Source organism: Pseudomonas sp. SD17-1 (assembly GCF_029201585.1).
Taxonomy (GTDB): Bacteria; Pseudomonadota; Gammaproteobacteria; order Pseudomonadales; family Pseudomonadaceae; genus Aquipseudomonas; species Aquipseudomonas palmensis.
In genome coordinates this window covers 1,144,867-1,162,333 of record NZ_CP104044.1, presented here as the reverse complement: position 1 = coordinate 1,162,333, position 17,467 = coordinate 1,144,867, and the positions used below count along the sequence as shown (strand labels likewise).

15 protein-coding genes are annotated in these 17,467 nt (G+C 65.7%); 6 read left to right on the top strand and 9 right to left on the bottom strand.

The features are described from left to right. The 7 genes from N0B28_RS05125 to mreB form a co-directional block, all read right to left on the bottom strand. Positions 1–852: a carbon-nitrogen hydrolase family protein gene (locus N0B28_RS05125; RefSeq protein WP_054916383.1), complete on the bottom strand. Its 852-nt coding sequence runs from the start codon at positions 850–852 to the stop codon at positions 1–3. Between the two features lie 9 nt (positions 853–861). Beyond that, positions 862–4,677, bottom strand: a complete 3,816-nt coding sequence (locus N0B28_RS05120; protein WP_275730714.1) for a YhdP family protein — start codon at positions 4,675–4,677, stop codon at positions 862–864. Positions 4,678–4,756: 79 nt separating this feature from the next. After that, the gene (gene rng, locus N0B28_RS05115; protein ID WP_043862473.1) at positions 4,757–6,214 is read right to left on the bottom strand and encodes a ribonuclease G; all 1,458 of its coding nucleotides are present in this window, start codon (positions 6,212–6,214) and stop codon (positions 4,757–4,759) included. Between the two features lie 88 nt (positions 6,215–6,302). Continuing rightward, positions 6,303–6,908, bottom strand: coding sequence for a Maf family protein (locus N0B28_RS05110; protein ID WP_043862474.1), 606 nt, complete (start codon positions 6,906–6,908; stop codon positions 6,303–6,305). Positions 6,909–6,945: 37 nt separating this feature from the next. Then, positions 6,946–7,434, bottom strand: coding sequence for a rod shape-determining protein MreD (gene mreD / locus N0B28_RS05105; protein WP_043862475.1), 489 nt, complete (start codon positions 7,432–7,434; stop codon positions 6,946–6,948). Next, positions 7,434–8,423: a rod shape-determining protein MreC gene (gene mreC, locus N0B28_RS05100; RefSeq protein WP_235593716.1), complete on the bottom strand. Its 990-nt coding sequence runs from the start codon at positions 8,421–8,423 to the stop codon at positions 7,434–7,436. Before mreC ends, mreD begins: the two co-directional genes overlap by 1 nt. A gap of 205 nt (positions 8,424–8,628) precedes the next feature. Then, positions 8,629–9,666, bottom strand: coding sequence for a rod shape-determining protein MreB (gene mreB, locus N0B28_RS05095; RefSeq protein WP_008371426.1), 1,038 nt, complete (start codon positions 9,664–9,666; stop codon positions 8,629–8,631). Between the two features lie 205 nt (positions 9,667–9,871). Between mreB and gatC the strand changes: the two genes are divergently transcribed. From gatC to N0B28_RS05065, 6 genes are all read left to right on the top strand, one after another. Next, positions 9,872–10,159, top strand: a complete 288-nt coding sequence (gene gatC, locus N0B28_RS05090) for an Asp-tRNA(Asn)/Glu-tRNA(Gln) amidotransferase subunit GatC (RefSeq protein WP_043862477.1) — start codon at positions 9,872–9,874, stop codon at positions 10,157–10,159. 16 nt (positions 10,160–10,175) lie between these two features. Beyond that, entirely contained in the window at positions 10,176–11,627 is a 1,452-nt protein-coding gene (gene gatA, locus N0B28_RS05085; RefSeq protein ID WP_043862478.1) for an Asp-tRNA(Asn)/Glu-tRNA(Gln) amidotransferase subunit GatA, read from the top strand. Positions 11,628–11,638: 11 nt separating this feature from the next. Next, the gene (gene gatB, locus N0B28_RS05080) at positions 11,639–13,084 is read left to right on the top strand and encodes an Asp-tRNA(Asn)/Glu-tRNA(Gln) amidotransferase subunit GatB (protein WP_054916385.1); all 1,446 of its coding nucleotides are present in this window, start codon (positions 11,639–11,641) and stop codon (positions 13,082–13,084) included. A gap of 107 nt (positions 13,085–13,191) precedes the next feature. Continuing rightward, positions 13,192–13,566: a septal ring lytic transglycosylase RlpA family protein gene (locus N0B28_RS05075; RefSeq protein WP_043862480.1), complete on the top strand. Its 375-nt coding sequence runs from the start codon at positions 13,192–13,194 to the stop codon at positions 13,564–13,566. A 62-nt stretch (positions 13,567–13,628) separates the two neighbouring features. Further along, positions 13,629–14,672, top strand: a complete 1,044-nt coding sequence (locus N0B28_RS05070; protein WP_043862481.1) for a calcium/sodium antiporter — start codon at positions 13,629–13,631, stop codon at positions 14,670–14,672. A 10-nt stretch (positions 14,673–14,682) separates the two neighbouring features. Then, positions 14,683–15,060: a carboxymuconolactone decarboxylase family protein gene (locus tag N0B28_RS05065; protein ID WP_043862482.1), complete on the top strand. Its 378-nt coding sequence runs from the start codon at positions 14,683–14,685 to the stop codon at positions 15,058–15,060. A 20-nt stretch (positions 15,061–15,080) separates the two neighbouring features. On the opposite strand, the gene N0B28_RS05060 is transcribed toward N0B28_RS05065, so the two are convergent. Both N0B28_RS05060 and N0B28_RS05055 read right to left on the bottom strand, forming a co-directional pair. After that, a complete protein-coding gene (locus N0B28_RS05060; RefSeq protein WP_043862483.1) occupies positions 15,081–16,454 on the bottom strand; it encodes an amino acid permease in 1,374 nt (457 codons plus the stop codon). A 50-nt stretch (positions 16,455–16,504) separates the two neighbouring features. After that, positions 16,505–17,446, bottom strand: a complete 942-nt coding sequence (locus N0B28_RS05055; RefSeq protein WP_054916387.1) for an AEC family transporter — start codon at positions 17,444–17,446, stop codon at positions 16,505–16,507. Positions 17,447–17,467 lie beyond the last annotated feature (21 nt).

Genomic DNA, 17,467 nt, shown 5'->3' with positions numbered 1-17,467 from the left:
TCACTCCGAGGTGTGCGCAGGCCGCAATGCGTCCTGCGAAAAAAAGCGCCGGTGCGAGGCCACCGGCATCCGCGCCCGAATGGACGCCTGTTCGCTACTGTCGCGGGGCGCCAGCAGCACCGCTTCACCGCTGGCCTGCTGGGCAACGATACGCCCCCAGGGGTCGACGATGGCGGCATGGCCATGGGTTTCCCGTGGCCCCGGGTGCGTGCCGCCCTGGGCGGCCGCCAATACGTAACACTGTGTTTCTATGGCCCTGGCGCGAATCAGCACGTCCCAATGGGCCGCACCGGTTACTGCAGTAAAGGCTGCCGGTGCACTGATCAGTTCGGCTCCGGCCGCACGCAGCGCGCTGTACAGCTCGGGAAAGCGCAGGTCGTAGCACACGCTCAGGCCCAGGCGCCCCACCGGGGTATCGGCCACCACCACCCGCGCGCCGTGGGCATAATCGTCCGACTCGCGGTAGCGCCCACGGTTGTCGGCCACATCCACATCGAACAGATGCAATTTGTCGTAGCGGGCCACCTGCTCGCCGTGCTCGTCGACCAGCAGGGAGCAGGCATGGGCTTTGGCCTCGGGCCGGTCGAGCGGCGGCAGCGGCAAGGTGCCCGCTACAATCCATAACCTGAGGTCGCGGGCCGCCTGTTTCAACCATGGCAGGATCGGCCCCTCCCCCAGCGCCTCGGCCCGGCCGATGGCGGCGCTGTCGCGCCGGCCCATGGCGGCGAAGTTTTCCGGCAGCACCGCCAGCCGCGCGCCCCCTTCGGCAGCCCGCTCCAGCAGGGCACGGGCCCGCGCCAGGTTGCCCGGCACATCGTCCTGGCTGACCATCTGAATAACCGCTGACGTCATGTCCATGTTCTAGCGCGACTTCTCGAAAGGTTTGATAAAGCTAATCTTAGGCTCTTTCCACGGGCCCTCGACGCGGTAATGCACACTGGCATAGCGCGCCACCCGATCCCCCAGCAGCCGGTCCACCAGGAACAGCGCCCCGCCCACCGCTGGCGCGCCCACGATCAGCGCCGCCAGGGGCAGGTTGTTGGTCACCGGCAAGGTCACCTGCAAGGTCGCATCGACCCGGTCCCGAACCATGTCCAGGGTGCCATCGAGCTCGAGGTTGCTGGACGGGCCGGTCAGGGTGATCGGCTCGCGCGTCACATACACGCCCTCGCTTGCCACCAGCAGGCCCTTGACCCGGTCGTAGCTCAGGCCCTTGTCGAGCAGGTCGGAGAAGTCCAGGCGCAGGCGTCGGCCGATCGAGTTGAAATTGAGCAGGCCGAACACGCGCAAGGCCTGCGCCCCGCCTTCCACTTCGACGAACTGCCCCTTGCGCAGCAAGGCATCGAGGTTGCCGGAGAAGTGCTTGAGGCTGACCCAGGCCGGCGACCCCTGCCAGCGTCCGTCCACGTCCAGGCGGAAGTCGCGGCTGGTCACCGTCGGCGCGAAGCCCCAGGCGGTCAGCACATCGGCCAGGTTCTTGCCTTCCAGGCGCCCCTTGTACCAGCTGTCGCTGCGCCCCGGCGTGCCTTCCCAGGTAGCGGTGCCATCGATCGCCAGGCCCTTGAGGTTCAGGTCCAGGTCGTTCAGGGCCACACCCTTGGAGGTGGGACGGGTTTTCAGCGCGACGCTGCCGAGCAGATCATCGCCAAGGAACAGCCTGCCGATGCTCAGGTCGATCGCCGGGATCTTGCGCGGGTCGACATCGGCCAGCGGGTCCGGTCCGTCCACTGCGCTGGCGTCGGCCGGGTCGGACGGCGGCAGGTGGAGGGTCGGCAGGTTGATCACGATCGGGGCGCCCTTGGCATCGGGCAGGCGAGCCGTGCCGATGACCTCCTTGCTGTCCAGGCGCAGGCTCCAGAAGTTGCTCCCGCGGTCCAGGCGTACCACTGCCTGGTTGAGGGTCTGGCCAAAGCCCTTGAGCTGGCCGATGCTCACGTCCACGCTGTTGAGCACCTGCCGGGCATTGCCGCCCGGATCGTCACCGGCCATCTGCTCGAACTGCTTCTGCCAGGGCTCAATGTCCAGCTGGGCGAGCCGGCCACGCACCCGCAGGCCCTGACCGGCCGGCAGTTGCGCCGTGCCGTTGCCCAGCAGCAGCTCACCGCGCCCCTGGCCGAGCTTGCCGGCAGGCGCGGCATAGGCCAGCCTGGCGACGTCGGCGTAGGCCACATCGAAGCGCTGTTGCGGCCCTTGCAGGTTCATCTTGAACTGCGTGGCCCGGGTTTCGCTGACCGCCTTGCCGAACGGCGCCGGCAGGTCCACTTTCAGGCCCTTGAGGGTAGAGTCGATGCTCAGCTGGTTTTCGCGGCTGCCGACACTGACCTGCAACTGGTAGGGGATTTCTCCGGAGGCTGGCAAGGGCTGGGTGAATTTCAGCCAGTCGGTCAGCGCCTTCAAGGCGATCTGGCCCTTGGCGGCGATACGGGTCTGCAGTTGCCCAGGCTGCCCCTCGGCAAAGATCTGTGCGCTGATGGGCTTGTCGAAGGCGCGCGCGGTGATGTTCTGGCCGCTGAGCCCCTTGTCGAAGTCGAAGCGGAAAGTGCCGTTCAACTGGCTCAGCTCCAGCGGCGGTTCACTCAGCTTCAGGCGCGCCTGTTCGGTGCTGAAATCCACCAGCACCTTGGGCTGCTGGCCGTGCTCCAGGGGGATATCGAGCTTGAGCTTGCCCTGCAGCGGGCCCTCGCCTTCCCAGCCGGCGAAGGTCGGGCCGGTACCGATCGGCGCGTCCTGCAGGATCTTCACCCCGTCGGCCAGGCGCCCGTCGAACTCTCCGTCCAGGTACAGGTGGGTATGCTCGCCTTCGTTCACATGGGGAATGTTCACGTCCACATTGCGCACCCGGGTGCCGAGCAACTGGCCGCTGCGCGCCTTGACCCGCACACCGGTGTCCTCGATGAACACGTCGCCATCGACCTTGCTCACGTGGGGCCAGCCGGGCTGGAAGTCCAGCTCGGCGTCATGCACCTTGAAGAACAGGCTGATGCTGCGCGACTCGGGGGTCGCGCCGTGGTGCAGCGAGCCCTGGTACTGGAAGTAGCCTTCATCCACCGCGCCCTTGAGGATTGCGGTGCGCAACCAGTGGTCCAGCGCAGGGCTGAGCACTTCGGGCAGGTACTTGGCGGTGTAGCGGCCATCGCCGTCGACCAGGCCCACACGCAGGTCCATGTAGTCTTCGCGTGCATCGTCGAACAGCAGCCGGATCAGGAAGTCGCCGGCAATCCTGCCCTCGTCACCCAGCACCTTCAGGTACGGCGCAACCAGGGTGAAACCCTCGGAGTCCAGTCGCCAGGTCAGGCGTGCATTGGCCTTCAGGTAATGCCAGGGGTCGGCGAAGATCGGCGTCAGGTGCAGCATGAACTTGTCGGTGTCCAGGCGCAGCTCGCCCTGGCCCAGGTCGCCGCTGATGCTGCCGCTGACATTCCCGGCAGCGGGGGCGCCGTGGTAGGCATTGAAGCCGACGCGGTCCAGGTTGGCTGCAAAGCTCAGGCGCTGATCGCCTTCGGCCCTGGGCCGCACGTCCAGGCGCACATTGCGCAGGCCGCCGGTGACCTTGAGGCCCTCGACCACGGCCATGCCCGCCTCCGGCAGCGGCGCGAGCGCCTGAATCAGCGGGGTCAGCGGGGTCAAATCGAGGCGGTCGGCCTGGATTGCCCACACTTCATCGGCCGGCTCGGTGGCGGCGCTCTGCCTGAGTTGAACGCGGGATTCCCAGCGGGTGTCGCCCAGGCTCATGGCCAGGGAATCGAGCACCACGTCAAAGCCCTTGTCGCTACGCCTGAACCAGGCATTGAGCGCCAGGTTCTCGACCTTTACCGCCTTGCGACCGGCATGCGCACCCTTGAGCTGGGGCGCGTTGAGGCGCAGCGTCGCGGTCTGCAACTGGCCTTTGCCCCACCCTACCCAGGCCTCGCCACCGGCACGCAGTTCGCTGGCCGTGTACGGGCCCAGCAGCCGCGCCGGCACCCATTTGGCCCAGTCGCTCTGTGGCAGGCTGAGGTAGGCATCCACCGCACCGTCGCGCCACTGGTCGGCGCGCACGCGGCTGCGCAGGCTCAGGCTCATCGGCTGGCCGTCGGGCAGGGTCAGACGCGCATCCAGGCGCTGGCGCACGCTGCCGGTCTGCAGCCCGAGGCTCACATAGGTCAGGGTCATCGGCTCATGCGCGAACGGCTCCAGGGTCACCTGGCTGTCGAGCACCGACACCTTCGCCACCACCTGGCTGCGTTCGAGCAACTGCTGTACATCCAGTGGCTGATCGTCCTGCACCGGCAGCCCCTTGAGGCTCCAGTGACCGTTTTCATCTTCGTGCAGGTTCAGTTGCAGGCCGCCCAGTTCGACCTGGGCCAGGCGGACCTGGCGCTGCATCAGGCTGGCCCACAGGTCGGGCACCACCTTGACCTCGTCCAGGCGCAAGGCGCCGGCGCCTTCGCCCAGCTGCACGTCGCGCACGCGCAACACCGGCGCAAGACCGCTCCAGCGGCCTTCCAGGGCACCGATATGCACCGGCATGCCCAGTGCGGCCTCGGCCTTCTGCTCCACCTCGGCGCGGTACTCGGCAACCAGTGGCACCAGCTCGCGGCCAAGGCTGACGTACAACGCCACCAGCACGGCAAGCAAGGCGCACAGGCCAAGCCCCCAACGGGTCAAGATGCCCAGAACGCGGATCAGACGCTCCATGGCAAGGGCTCCCCGTGTGGTCCGTTAACTATGGCCCGGTACGCGCAGTTTTCCAGCGCAGGGTAGGTTTCAACGCGAGTCAGAGCAGCACCACATCGTATTGTTCCTGGGAATACATGGACTCCACCTGGAAGCGGATGGTTCGCCCGATGAATGCCTCCAGCTCCGCCACGTTGCCCGATTCCTCGTCGAGCAGGCGGTCCACCACCTTCTGGTTGGCCAGCACCCGGTAGCCTTCGGCCTGGTAGGCGCGGGCCTCGCGCAGGATCTCGCGGAAAATTTCGTAACAGATGGTCTCAGGGGTCTTCAGCTTGCCGCGGCCCTGGCAACTGGCGCATGGTTCGCACAGCACCTGTTCAAGGCTTTCGCGGGTGCGCTTGCGGGTCATCTGCACCAGCCCCAGCTCGGTGATGCCGATGATGTTGGTCTTGGCGTGATCACGTTCCAGCTGTTTTTCCAGGGTACGCAGTACCTGGCGCTGGTGCTCTTCGTCTTCCATGTCGATGAAGTCGATGATGATGATGCCGCCGATGTTGCGCAGGCGCAGTTGGCGGGCAATCGCCGTGGCAGCCTCCAGGTTGGTCTTGAAGATGGTCTCTTCGAGGTTGCGGTGGCCGACGAAGGCCCCGGTGTTGACGTCGATGGTGGTCATAGCCTCGGCCGGGTCAACCACCAGGTAGCCACCGGACTTGAGCGGCACCTTGCGCTCCAGCGCACGCTGGATCTCGTCCTCGACGCCATACAGGTCGAAGATCGGCCGCTCCCCCGGGTAATGCTCCAGACGGTCGGCGATTTCCGGCATCAGCTCGGCGACGAACTGCGTGGTCTTCTGGAAGGTTTCCCGCGAATCGATGCGGATCTTCTCGATCTTGGGGTTGACCAGGTCGCGCAGGGTACGCAGGGCCAGGCCCAGGTCTTCGTAGATTTCGGTGGGTGCGCCAACGGTCTTGATCTGGGCGCCGATCTGGTCCCACAAGCGACGCAGGTAGCGGATGTCCATGACGATCTCGTCGGCGCCGGCGCCCTCGGCCGCGGTGCGCAGGATGAACCCGCCGGCGTCCTGGATGTTTTCCTGGGCGATGCAGTCGGTGACCACCTGCTTGAGCCGCTCGCGTTCGCCTTCGTCCTCGATCTTCAGCGAGATGCCCACATGGCTGGTACGCGGCATGTACACCAGATAGCGCGACGGGATCGAGAGCTGGGTAGTCAGGCGTGCGCCCTTGGAGCCGATCGGGTCCTTGGTCACCTGCACCACCAGGCTCTGGCCTTCGTGCACCAGGGCACTGATGGTCTCGACACTGGCGCCTTCGCGCTGGGAGATTTCCGAGGCGTGGATGAACGCCGCGCGCTCCAGGCCGATGTCGACGAACGCCGCCTGCATGCCGGGCAGCACCCGCACCACCTTGCCCTTGTAGATGTTGCCGACGATGCCCCGCCGCTGGGTGCGCTCGACGTGCACCTCTTGAAGAACACCGTTCTCCACCACCGCCACGCGTGATTCCATCGGCGTGATATTGATCAGAATCTCTTCACTCATGGCAGGCTCTCGTCAAAGGTCTTCAGCTAATGATGGATTGCCCGGCGGTCGCTGGCGAGCAATTAAAGGGGTACGGGCAGTTCCTCGCTCAACGGGGCGGCAGGCCTTGCCAGCAGGGAATGGCAAATTGCTCCAGCAGCTCGGCGGTTTCGCTCAACGGCAAGCCGACCACCGCCGAGTAGCTGCCCTGCAGCGCCTTGACGAAAATTGCCGCCAGGCCCTGAATCGCATAGCTGCCGGCCTTGTCCTGCGGCTCGCCGCTGGCCCAGTAGGCCAGGGCCTGTTCGGGGCTGATGGGGCGCAGGCTGACGCGGCTGGCAACGTTCACGCTCAGGCAGCGCTCGCCATCGGTCACCGCCACTGCCGTCAGCACGTCGTGCTCGCGTCCGGACAATGCGGCCAGCATGGCCAGGGCGTCGGCCTGCCCCTGCGGCTTGCCGAGGATCTGCCCGTCGAGCACCACCGCAGTGTCGGCGCCCAGTACCGCCAGGTGCCCTTCCACGCCGCTGGCGCGCAACACCGCCAGGCCGGCAGCCGCCTTCTCGCGCGCCAGGCGCTCGACATAGGCGTCAGCCGGTTCGGCATCCAGAGGGGTTTCATCGATGCTGGCGGCCACCGGGGTGAACGGCACGCCGATCTGGGAGAGCAGCTCACGTCGGCGTGGCGAACCAGAGGCCAGGTACAGCGGGGTCATGTGACGTCTCCGTGTCAGCGTCGGTGGGCAACGCGAATCAGTTGATACTCAGGCGTCGGCGCAGGCCGCGCAAGGCGAAGCTGATCCAGGGCCACAGCAGCGCACTGATCACCGCCGGCCACACCAGCGCCAGGGTCGGCTGGCGGTTGCCGGTCAGGGCGCTGAGCCACAGCTGAACCAGCTGGGCCAGGCCGAAGATCACCAGAATCACCAGGCTCTGCTGCCACATGGGGAACATGCGCAGGCGCTGCTGCAGCGACAGCACCAGGAAGGTGATAAGCACCAGCACCAGGGCGTTCTGCCCCAGCAGCGTGCCGTACAGCACGTCCTCGGCAAGCCCCAGCACGAATGCGGTGGTCATGCCGACCTTGTGCGGCAGGTGCAGCGTCCAGAAGGCCAGCAGCAGGGCCAGCCACAGCGGACGGAAAATCTCCATGAACGGCAGCGTGGGCCACACGCTCAGCAGCAGGCCGATCAGGAAGGTCAACCAGACCACCCAACCGTTGCGGCTACGGGTACTGCTCATCAGTGTCTCTCCCGAGAAGTGGCCGGGGCGGCTGCAGGGGCAGCGGGCGCGGCGGCAGGAGCAGGTGCAGGGGTTGGCGCAGGCGTGCCCGGCGCAGCGGGTGTGGCAGGTGTGCCCGGCGCGGCAGCCGGCATGCTGCCATCGATCGGGCTCTGCGCCTGGCGATCAGCCGCTTCCTGAGCCTGCGCGGCATCGGCGGCGCGCTGTTCGGGGGTACGGCTGTCGGAAAACACCAGCAGCATGTAGCGGCTGCGGTTGAGCGCCGCGGTCGGCACCGCCCGCACGATGGCGAACGGCTGCCCGGAGTCGTGGATCACCTCGCGCACCGTGGCCACCGGGTAGCCGGCCGGGAAGCGCTGGCCCAGGCCGGAACTGACCAGCAGGTCGCCTTCCTTGATGTCGGCGGTATCGGCCACGTGGCGCAGTTCCAGGCGTTCGGGATTGCCGGTGCCGCTGGCAATCGCGCGCAGGCCGTTGCGGTTGACCTGCACCGGAATGCTGTGGGTGGTGTCGGTGAGCAGCAGCACCCGCGAGGTGTACGGCATCAGCTCGACCACCTGGCCCATCAGGCCACGGGCGTCGAGCACCGGCTGGCCCAGCACCACGCCGTCGCGTTCGCCCTTGTTGATCAGGATGCGGTGGGTAAATGGGTTGGGGTCGACGCCGATCAGCTCGGCCACCTCGACCTTCTCGTTGACCAGTGCCGAGGAGTTGAGCAACTCGCGCAGGCGCACGTTCTGCTCGGTCAGGGCCGCCAGCTTCTGCAGGCGACCTTGCAGCAGCAAGGCTTCGGTCTTGAGTTTCTCGTTCTCGGCGATCAGCTCGGTGCGGCTGCCGAACTGGCTGGCCACGCCCTGCCACATGCGTTGCGGGAAGTCGCTGATGGTATAGGAAGGCATCAGCACCAGCGCCATCTGGCTGCGCAGCGGCTTGAGCAAGGTAAAGCGGGCGTCCACCACCATCAGGGCGATAGACAGCACAACCAGCACAAGCAGGTGCACGCCCAGCGAAGGGCCTTTGGCGAAAAGCGGTTTAATAGGCCGCTCCTCGAAGATTCAGGGGGTCATTCATACGGCAACGCACCGGCCTGCTTGCAGGATGGATGGAAACGACGCCCACACGCGCCACCAGCACATACAGGTAGCACTGTGGGCGCTACCTGTAAACCGGGGGACGGGGTGGGCGGTCAGCAAATCACTCGCTGGAGAGCAGGTCCATGGTGTGTTTGTCCATCATCTCCAGCGCGCGACCGCCGCCACGGGCGACACAGGTCAGCGGGTCTTCGGCGACGATCACCGGCAGGCCGGTTTCCTGGGCCAGCAGCTTGTCCAGGTCGCGCAGTAGCGCACCACCACCGGTCAGCACCAGGCCGCGCTCGGCGATGTCCGAAGCCAGCTCCGGTGGCGATTGCTCCAGGGCGCTCTTGACCGCCTGCACGATGGTCGCCAGCGATTCCTGAAGGGCTTCGAGCACTTCGTTGGAGTTCAGGGTGAAGGCACGTGGCACGCCTTCGGCCAGGTTGCGGCCGCGTACGTCGACTTCACGCACTTCGCCGCCCGGGTAGGCAGTACCGATTTCCTGCTTGATACGCTCGGCGGTGGACTCGCCGATCAGGCTGCCGTAGTTGCGGCGCACGTAGGTGACGATGGCCTCGTCGAAACGGTCGCCACCCACACGCACGGATTCGGCGTACACCACACCATTGAGGGAGATCAGTGCGATTTCGGTGGTACCACCACCAATATCGACGACCATCGAACCACGGGCTTCCTCGACCGGCAGGCCGGCACCGATGGCGGCGGCCATCGGCTCTTCGATCAGGAACACTTCACGGGCACCGGCACCGAGGGCCGACTCGCGAATGGCGCGGCGCTCTACCTGGGTCGACTTGCACGGAACGCAGATCAGCACGCGAGGGCTGGGCTGCAGAAAACTGTTTTCGTGAACCTTGTTGATGAAGTACTGCAGCATCTTTTCGCAGACGCTGAAATCGGCGATCACGCCGTCCTTCATCGGACGAATGGCAGCGATGTTGCCGGGCGTACGGCCGAGCATGCGCTTGGCCTCGGTGCCGACAGCGACGACACTTTTCTGGTTGCCGTGAGTACGAATGGCCACAACCGAAGGCTCATTCAGGACGATACCGCGCTCACGCACGTAAATAAGGGTGTTGGCAGTGCCCAGGTCGATGGAAAGATCGCTGGAAAACATGCCACGCAGTTTCTTGAACATGGGAAAGTGACCCTAGGCAACGCGTGGGTAAAAAAGTGCGGCAAACTCTAACAACGGCGGGGATTTTGGGCAAGGCGCCAATATGTTAAATTGGCAGTTTTTCCGAGCAAGCCAGCACACAATCGCGGCCTTATGACCGTAAATCTGCCAGCATGTTCCTCATTCGCGGACCAATTCCGTTTTTTGTTTTCCCCTGGAGATCCCCATGGCGCTTGAACGCTGCGACGTGGAAAAGATCGCTCACCTGGCCCGCCTGGGCCTCAATGAAGCCGATCTTCCGCGCACTACCGATGCCTTGAACAGTATTCTGGGTTTGGTCGACCAGATGCAAGCGGTCGACACCACTGGCATCGAGCCATTGGCCCACCCCCTTGAAGCCCGTCAGCGCCTGCGTGCCGACGTGGTAACAGAAAGTAACCAGAGAGACAGCTACCAGGCCATCGCCCCGGCGACCGAAAGCGGCCTGTACCTGGTTCCTAAAGTCATCGAGTAAGGGAATAGAGCCTGCCATGCATCAACTGACCCTGGCCGAGATCGCCCGCGGACTCGCCGACAAAGCCTTTTCTGCCGAAGAGCTGACCCGCACGCTGCTGGCGCGCATCCAGCAGCTCGACCCGCAAATCAACAGTTTCATCAGCGTCACCGAAGACCTGGCCCTGGACCAGGCGCGTGCCGCCGACGCCCGCCGTGCTGGCGGTGAAACCGGCGCCCTGCTGGGCGCCCCCATCGCCCACAAGGACCTGTTCTGCACCCAGGGCGTGCGCACCAGCTGCGGCTCGAAGATGCTCGACAACTTCGTCTCGCCGTATGACGCCACCGTGGTCAGCAAGCTGGCCGAGGCCGGCATGGTCACCCTGGGCAAGACCAACATGGACGAGTTCGCCATGGGTTCGGCCAACGAATCCAGCCACTACGGCGCGGTGAAGAACCCGTGGAACCTCGAACACGTGCCGGGCGGTTCGTCCGGCGGTTCGGCCGCCGCCGTGGCCGCGCGCCTGCTGCCGGCCACCACCGGCACCGACACCGGCGGTTCGATCCGCCAGCCGGCGGCGCTGACCAACCTCACCGGCCTCAAGCCGACCTACGGTCGCGTGTCGCGCTGGGGCATGATTGCCTACGCCTCCAGCCTCGACCAGGGTGGCCCGCTGGCGCGTACCGCCGAAGACTGCGCGCTGCTGCTGCAGGCCATGGCCGGTTTCGACGCCAAGGACTCCACCAGCATCGACGAGCCGGTGCCCGACTACAGCGCCCCGCTCAACGCCTCGCTGCAGGGCCTGCGCATCGGCCTGCCGAAGGAATACTTCGGTGCCGGCCTGGACCCGCGCATCGCCGACCTGATCCAGGCCAGCGTCAAGGAGCTGGAAAAGCTCGGCGCGGTGGTCAAGCAGATCAGCCTGCCGAACATGCAGCACGCGATCCCTGCGTACTACGTCATCGCCCCGGCCGAAGCCTCGTCCAACCTCTCGCGTTTCGACGGCGTGCGCTTCGGCTACCGCTGCGAAGACCCCAAGGACCTCACCGACCTGTACAAGCGTTCACGCGGTGAAGGCTTCGGCCCCGAGGTGCAGCGGCGCATCATGGTCGGCGCCTACGCGCTGTCGGCCGGCTACTACGATGCCTACTACCTGCAGGCGCAGAAGATCCGCCGCCTGATCAAGAACGACTTCATGGCCGCCTTCGAAGAGGTCGACGTGATTCTCGGCCCGACCACGCCCAACCCGGCCTGGAAGCTTGGCGCCAAGAACAGCGACCCGGTCGCCGCCTACCTGGAAGACGTCTACACCATCACCGCCAACCTCGCCGGCCTGCCAGGCCTGTCGATGCCGGCCGGTTTTGTCGACGGCCTGCCGGTCGGCGTGCAACTGCTGGCCCCGTATTTCCAGGAAGGCCGCCTGCTCAACGTCGCGCACCGCTATCAGCAAGTGACTGATTGGCACACCCGCGCACCTACCGGCTTCTGAGGGACAGACACATGCAATGGGAAGTTGTGATCGGGCTGGAAATTCATACCCAGCTCGCCACCCAGTCGAAGATTTTCTCCGGCAGCGCCACCACGTTCGGCTCCGAGCCGAACACCCAGGCCAGCCTGATCGACCTGGGCATGCCCGGCGTACTGCCGGTGCTCAACGAAGAAGCCGTGCGCATGGCCTGCATGTTCGGCCTGGCGATCGACGCCGAAATCGGCGAGCACAACGTGTTCGCGCGCAAGAACTACTTCTACCCCGACCTGCCCAAGGGCTACCAGATCAGCCAGATGGAGCTGCCGATCGTCGGCAAGGGCTACCTGGACATCGCCCTTGAAGACGGCACCGTCAAGCGCATCGGCATCACCCGCGCACACCTGGAGGAAGACGCCGGCAAGAGCCTGCACGAAGACTTCAGCGGCGCCACCGGCATCGACCTGAACCGCGCCGGCACGCCGCTGCTGGAAATCGTCTCCGAGCCGGAAATGCGCAGCGCCAAGGAAGCCGTGGCCTACGTCAAGGCGATCCACGCACTGGTGCGCTACCTGGGCATCTGCGACGGCAACATGGCCGAGGGCTCGCTGCGCTGCGACTGCAACGTGTCGATCCGGCCCAAGGGCCAGGTCGAGTTCGGCACCCGCTGCGAGATCAAGAACGTCAACTCGTTCCGCTTCATCGAGAAGGCGATCAACACCGAGGTGCAGCGCCAGATCGAACTGATCGAGGATGGCGGCCGGGTGATCCAGGAAACCCGCCTGTACGACCCGAACAAGGACGAGACCCGCTCCATGCGCAGCAAGGAGGAGGCCAACGACTACCGTTACTTCCCCGACCCGGACCTGCTGCCGGTGGTCATCGAACCGGCGTTCCTCGACGCCATCCGCGCCACCCTGCCCGAACTGCCGCCGCAGAAGCGCGAGCGCTTCCAGAGCCAGTTCGGCCTGTCGGCCTACGACGCCAACGTGCTGGCCTCCAGCCGCGAGCAGGCCGACTACTTCGAGCAGGTGGTCGGTGTGTGTGGCGATGCCAAGCTGGCGGCCAACTGGGTCATGGTCGAGCTGGGCAGCCTGCTGAACAAGCTGGGCCTGGAGATCGACCAGGCGCCGGTCAGCGCCGCGCAACTGGGCGGCATGCTGCAGCGCATTCTGGACAACACCATCAGCGGCAAGATCGCCAAGGTGGTGTTCGAGAAGATGGCCGCCGGTGAAGGCGATGCCGACCAGATCATCGAGGCAGAAGGCCTGAAACAGGTGACCGACACCGGCGCGATCGAGAAGGTGCTGGACGAAGTGCTGGCGGCCAACGCCGAGCAGGTCGAGCAGTACCGCGCGGCGGACGAGGCCAAGCGCGGCAAGATGTTCGGCTTCTTCGTCGGCCAGGCGATGAAGGCGTCCAAGGGCAAGGCCAACCCGCAACAGGTGAACCAATTGCTCAAGAGCAAGCTCGAAGGCTGAACCGCGTCGCCTGCATTCGCCGGCAACGCCGGCTCCTACAAGGACGCACCAATCCCTGCAGGAGCCGGCGTTGCCGGCGAAGGCCACACCACGGAGTAACCGGATACATGTGGCGTCCCCTCAGCGCACTGCTCGCGCTTTTCACCCTGCTCGCCGGCTGTGCCAGCCACACCCTCGACCCCCGCGGTTACGACCAGACCGGCACTGCCTCCTATTACGGTTCCCGCCATCACGGCAAACGCACCGCCAGTGGCGAACCCTTCGACCAGCACGGCCTGACCGCCGCCCATCGCAGCCTGCCCTTCGGCACCCGCGTGCAGGTCACCAACCTCGCCAACGACCGCCGCGTCGTGGTACGCATCAACGACCGCGGCCCGCATACCCGGGGTCGACTCATCGACCTGTCACGCGCCGCCGCCGACCAACTGGGCATGCTCCGTAGCGGAACCGCGCGGGTACGGGTACAAAGTCTCAGCAACTGACCCTGCTTCGGAGCACGACCATTTTCGACCTGGCCGCTTTACCCACCTTCAGCCTGCTGCAACTGGCCCTGGGCCTGCTGCTGCTGATCACCGGCGCCGAACTGCTGGTGCGCGCCGCCCTGCGCCTGGCCGCCAGCCTGCAGGTGCGTCCGCTGATCATCGGCCTGAGCCTGGTGGCCTTCGGCAGCAGCGCCCCGCAACTGACCGTGAGCCTGCAGGCGGCCTACACCGGCGCACCCGACGTGGCGGTGGGCAGCGTGATCGGCAGCAACATCTTCAACGTGCTGGTCACCCTGGGCCTGGCCGCTCTGATCATCCCCCTGCGCGTTTCGCGGCAACTGGTACGCCTGGACATCCCGCTGATGATCGGCGCCAGCCTGCTGGTGTACCTGCTGGCCCTGGACGAACGCATCGGCCGCCTCGAAGGCGCCCTGCTGCTGCTCGGGCTGGTTGCCTACCTGGCCATCCTGTGGCACCAGTCACGCCACCACGCACGCACCTACCCCGCCCCCGGCCCGCGGCCGCAGCGTGGCGTCGGCTTCTGGTTCGGCACCCTGGCACTGATGCTCACCGGCCTGGGCCTGCTGAGCCTGGCCGGGCACCTGTTGCTGGAGGCAGCAGTGGAAGTGGCCGTCGACCTGGGCCTGTCGGAGCGGGTGATCGGCCTGACCGTGGTGGCGGTATGCACCTCGCTGCCGGAGCTGGCCACCTCGCTGATCGCCGCCTTGCGCGGCGAGCGTGAAATCGCCGTGGGCAACGTGATCGGCAGCAACCTGTTCAACCTGCTGGCGGTGCTCGGGCTGACCGCGCTGGTGGCCCCGGTGCCGCTGTCGATCTCGCCCAACGCGCTGGCCTTCGACCTGCCGGTGATGCTCGGCGTGGCCGTGCTGACCCTGCCGGTGTTCTATTCCGGCTACCGCGTCACCCGCGCCGAAGGTCTGGTGTTCCTGTGTCTTTACCTGGCCTATGGTCTGCACGTGGTGGCCTTCACCACCGGCATGCCGCTGGCCAACCGTCTGGAGCAGCTGATGCTGCTTTATGTCCTGCCGACGCTGGCGGTGGTGCTGATGTACACCACCGTGCGCGCCTGGCGCCGCCAACACTAAGGAAAACAACATGGGCGAGAGCAACAAAACCGGCGAACAGGTTCGCCGCCAGGTCATGGGCGATGCATTCGTGGACCGTGCACTGGGCAATGCCACCGAGTTCACCGAGCCGCTGCAGGCGTTCGTCAACGAGCACGCCTGGGGCAGCGTGTGGAGCCGCGAAGGCCTGCCGCTGAAAACCCGCAGCCTGATCACCCTGGCGGCGCTGACCGCGCTCAAGTGCCCGCAGGAGCTCAAGGGCCACGTGCGTGGCGCCCTGAACAACGGCTGTACGGTGGAAGAGATTCGCGAGGCGTTGCTGCATTGCGCCGTGTACGCCGGCGTACCGGCGGCGATCGATGCGTTTCGCGCCGCCCAGGAAGTGATCGACAGCTACCAGCAGGGCTGACCGATCACCCCGCAGGGCCGTCAGCCGGCGACGGCGGCGGCCTTCTGCCCCTTCTTCTTGAGCCAGAACGCCACGCCCAGGGTGGCGATCCAGGCCGGAATCAGCAGTACCGAGATGCGGATCGGCGGGGTCAGGTACATCACCACCAGAATCAGCACGATGAACGCCAGGCACAGGTAGTTGGTGACCGGGTGCCCCCAGCTCTTGTAGAAGGTCGACTCGCCGGCAGCGATCTTGGCCTTGCGAAACTTCAGGTGGGTGATGCTGATGCTCGCCCAGTTGATCACCAGTGCCGACACCGCCAGCGCCATCAGCAGGCCGAAGGCTTCGCCCGGCATCAGGTAGTTGATCAGCACGCACAGGCCGGTGGCCACCGCCGATACGCCCAGCGCCGCCAGCGGCACGCCACGACGGTTGATCTTGAGCAATGCCCGCGGCGCATCACCCTGGCTGGCCAGGCCGAACAGCATGCGGCTGTTGCAGTACACGCAGCTGTTGTACACCGACAGCGCGGCAGTCAGCACCACCACGTTGAGAATGGTGGCCACCAGGTTGCTGTCCAGGTTGTGGAAGATCATCACGAACGGGCTGCCGCCCTGCACCACCTTCTGCCAGGGGTACAGCGACAGCAGCACTGCCAGTGCGCCGATGTAGAAGATCAGGATGCGGTACACCACCTGGTTGGTCGCGCGTGGAATGCTGTAGCGCGGGTTGTCCGCCTCGGCCGCGGTGATGCCGACCAGCTCCAGCCCGCCGAAGGAGAACATGATCACCGCCATCGCCATCACCAGCCCGGTGATGCCATTGGGGAAGAACCCGCCGTACTGCCACAGGTTGGCCACGCTGGCATCCGGCCCGCCGCTGCCGCTGGCCAGTAGCCAGGCGCCGAAGCCGATCATGCTGACGATGGCGATCACCTTGACCAGCGCGAACCAGAACTCCAGCTCGCCGTACACCTTGACCTGGGTGAGGTTGATCAGGTTGATCGCCACGAAGAAGATCGCTGCAGTGGCCCAGGTGGGGAAGTCCGGCCACCAGTACTGCACGTAGATACCCACCGCCGTCAGCTCGGCCATGCCCACCAGCACATAGACCACCCAGTAGTTCCAGCCCGAGACGAAGCCGGCGAACTCGTTCCAGTAGCGGTGCGCAAAGTGGCTGAAGCTGCCCGCCACCGGTTCCTCGACCACCATCTCACCCAGCTGGCGCATGATGAAAAAGGCCATCAGGCCGGCGATGGCGTAGCCCAGCAGCACGGCAGGGCCTGCCATCTGGATGGTCTGGGCGATGCCCAGGAACAACCCGGTGCCGATGGCGCCGCCCAGCGCGATCAACTGGATGTGACGGTTCTTCAGGCCGCGATGCAAACGCTCGGGCGTGATCTGGTCTTGCATGAAGTGTCCTCAGGCAGGGAGGCCGTTATTTTGAGTGTGGGCGACAGGATCTAGATCCAGCCGCCCCACTGCAAGATAAATATGCCGATATTCGTCGTAACTGCGGCCATCAGCGTGGTAATCACGATGATCGAGGCGGCCAGCTGGTGATTGCCGTTGGCCGCGCGCGCCATCACGTAGCTGGACGCGGCGGTGGGGCTGGCGATGTACAGGAACAGCACCCCCAGCTCCGCGCCGCGAAAGCCGCATAGCCAGGCGCCGAAGGTGGCCAGCAGCGGCAGCCACACCATCTTCACCAGGCTGGCACTCAGCGCCATGCGCCCGCTGGCGTGCAACGAGGCCATCGACAGCGTGCCGCCGATGCAGATCAGCGCCAGCGGCAGGGTCATCTGCGCCAGGTAGTCACCGGAGGTCAGCAGCCAGTTGGGCAGCCCCACCTTGGCATACGCCAGCACGCCGGCCACCAGCACACTGATGATCAGCGGGTTGCGCAGGATGCTCTTGAGGATGCTCCAGGGGTCGGACTTGATGGTCGGGCTGTACACCGCCAGCACCACGGCCGACAGCGAGTTGTAGAGCAGGATCACCAGCCCGGCCAGCACCGCGCCGATGGAGATGCCATGATCGCCGTACATGCTCCCGGCCAGCGCCAGGCCGATGACCGCATTGTTGCCGCGAAAGCCGCCCTGGGCGTAGATGCCGCGATCTTCACGGGGGCAGCGCCAGATCGCGATCAGCCAGGCCAGGCCGAAACTGCCCAGGGTGGCGACGGTGAAGTACAGCAGCAGCGAGGGTTGGACCGCCGCCTCGAGATCGGCGTGGTAGATGCCCAGAAACAGCAGCGCCGGCATGCTCACGTTGAACACCAGGGCCGAGGCGGTCTGGATGAAGCTGTCGTTGATGGCGTTGATGCGGCGCAGCAGCACGCCCATGAACATCATCGCGAACACCGGCGCGGTGATGTTCAGGGTCTGGAGAAAAAGGGCGAGCATGCAGGTGGTCCCGTCGGCGTC

Excerpts from the sequence above, each read along its gene's own strand:
- N0B28_RS05125 (WP_054916383.1), bottom strand. The coding sequence starts at position 852 with ATGACGTCAGCGGTTATTCAGATGGTCAGCCAGGACGATGTGCCGGGC.
- N0B28_RS05120 (WP_275730714.1), bottom strand. The coding sequence starts at position 4,677 with ATGGAGCGTCTGATCCGCGTTCTGGGCATCTTGACCCGTTGGGGGCTT.
- rng (WP_043862473.1), bottom strand. The coding sequence starts at position 6,214 with ATGAGTGAAGAGATTCTGATCAATATCACGCCGATGGAATCACGCGTG.
- N0B28_RS05110 (WP_043862474.1), bottom strand. The coding sequence starts at position 6,908 with ATGACCCCGCTGTACCTGGCCTCTGGTTCGCCACGCCGACGTGAGCTG.
- mreD (WP_043862475.1), bottom strand. The coding sequence starts at position 7,434 with ATGAGCAGTACCCGTAGCCGCAACGGTTGGGTGGTCTGGTTGACCTTC.
- mreB (WP_008371426.1), bottom strand. The coding sequence starts at position 9,666 with ATGTTCAAGAAACTGCGTGGCATGTTTTCCAGCGATCTTTCCATCGAC.
- gatC (WP_043862477.1), top strand. The coding sequence starts at position 9,872 with ATGGCGCTTGAACGCTGCGACGTGGAAAAGATCGCTCACCTGGCCCGC.
- gatA (WP_043862478.1), top strand. The coding sequence starts at position 10,176 with ATGCATCAACTGACCCTGGCCGAGATCGCCCGCGGACTCGCCGACAAA.
- gatB (WP_054916385.1), top strand. The coding sequence starts at position 11,639 with ATGCAATGGGAAGTTGTGATCGGGCTGGAAATTCATACCCAGCTCGCC.
- N0B28_RS05075 (WP_043862480.1), top strand. The coding sequence starts at position 13,192 with ATGTGGCGTCCCCTCAGCGCACTGCTCGCGCTTTTCACCCTGCTCGCC.
- N0B28_RS05065 (WP_043862482.1), top strand. The coding sequence starts at position 14,683 with ATGGGCGAGAGCAACAAAACCGGCGAACAGGTTCGCCGCCAGGTCATG.
- N0B28_RS05060 (WP_043862483.1), bottom strand. The coding sequence starts at position 16,454 with ATGCAAGACCAGATCACGCCCGAGCGTTTGCATCGCGGCCTGAAGAAC.
- N0B28_RS05055 (WP_054916387.1), bottom strand. The coding sequence starts at position 17,446 with ATGCTCGCCCTTTTTCTCCAGACCCTGAACATCACCGCGCCGGTGTTC.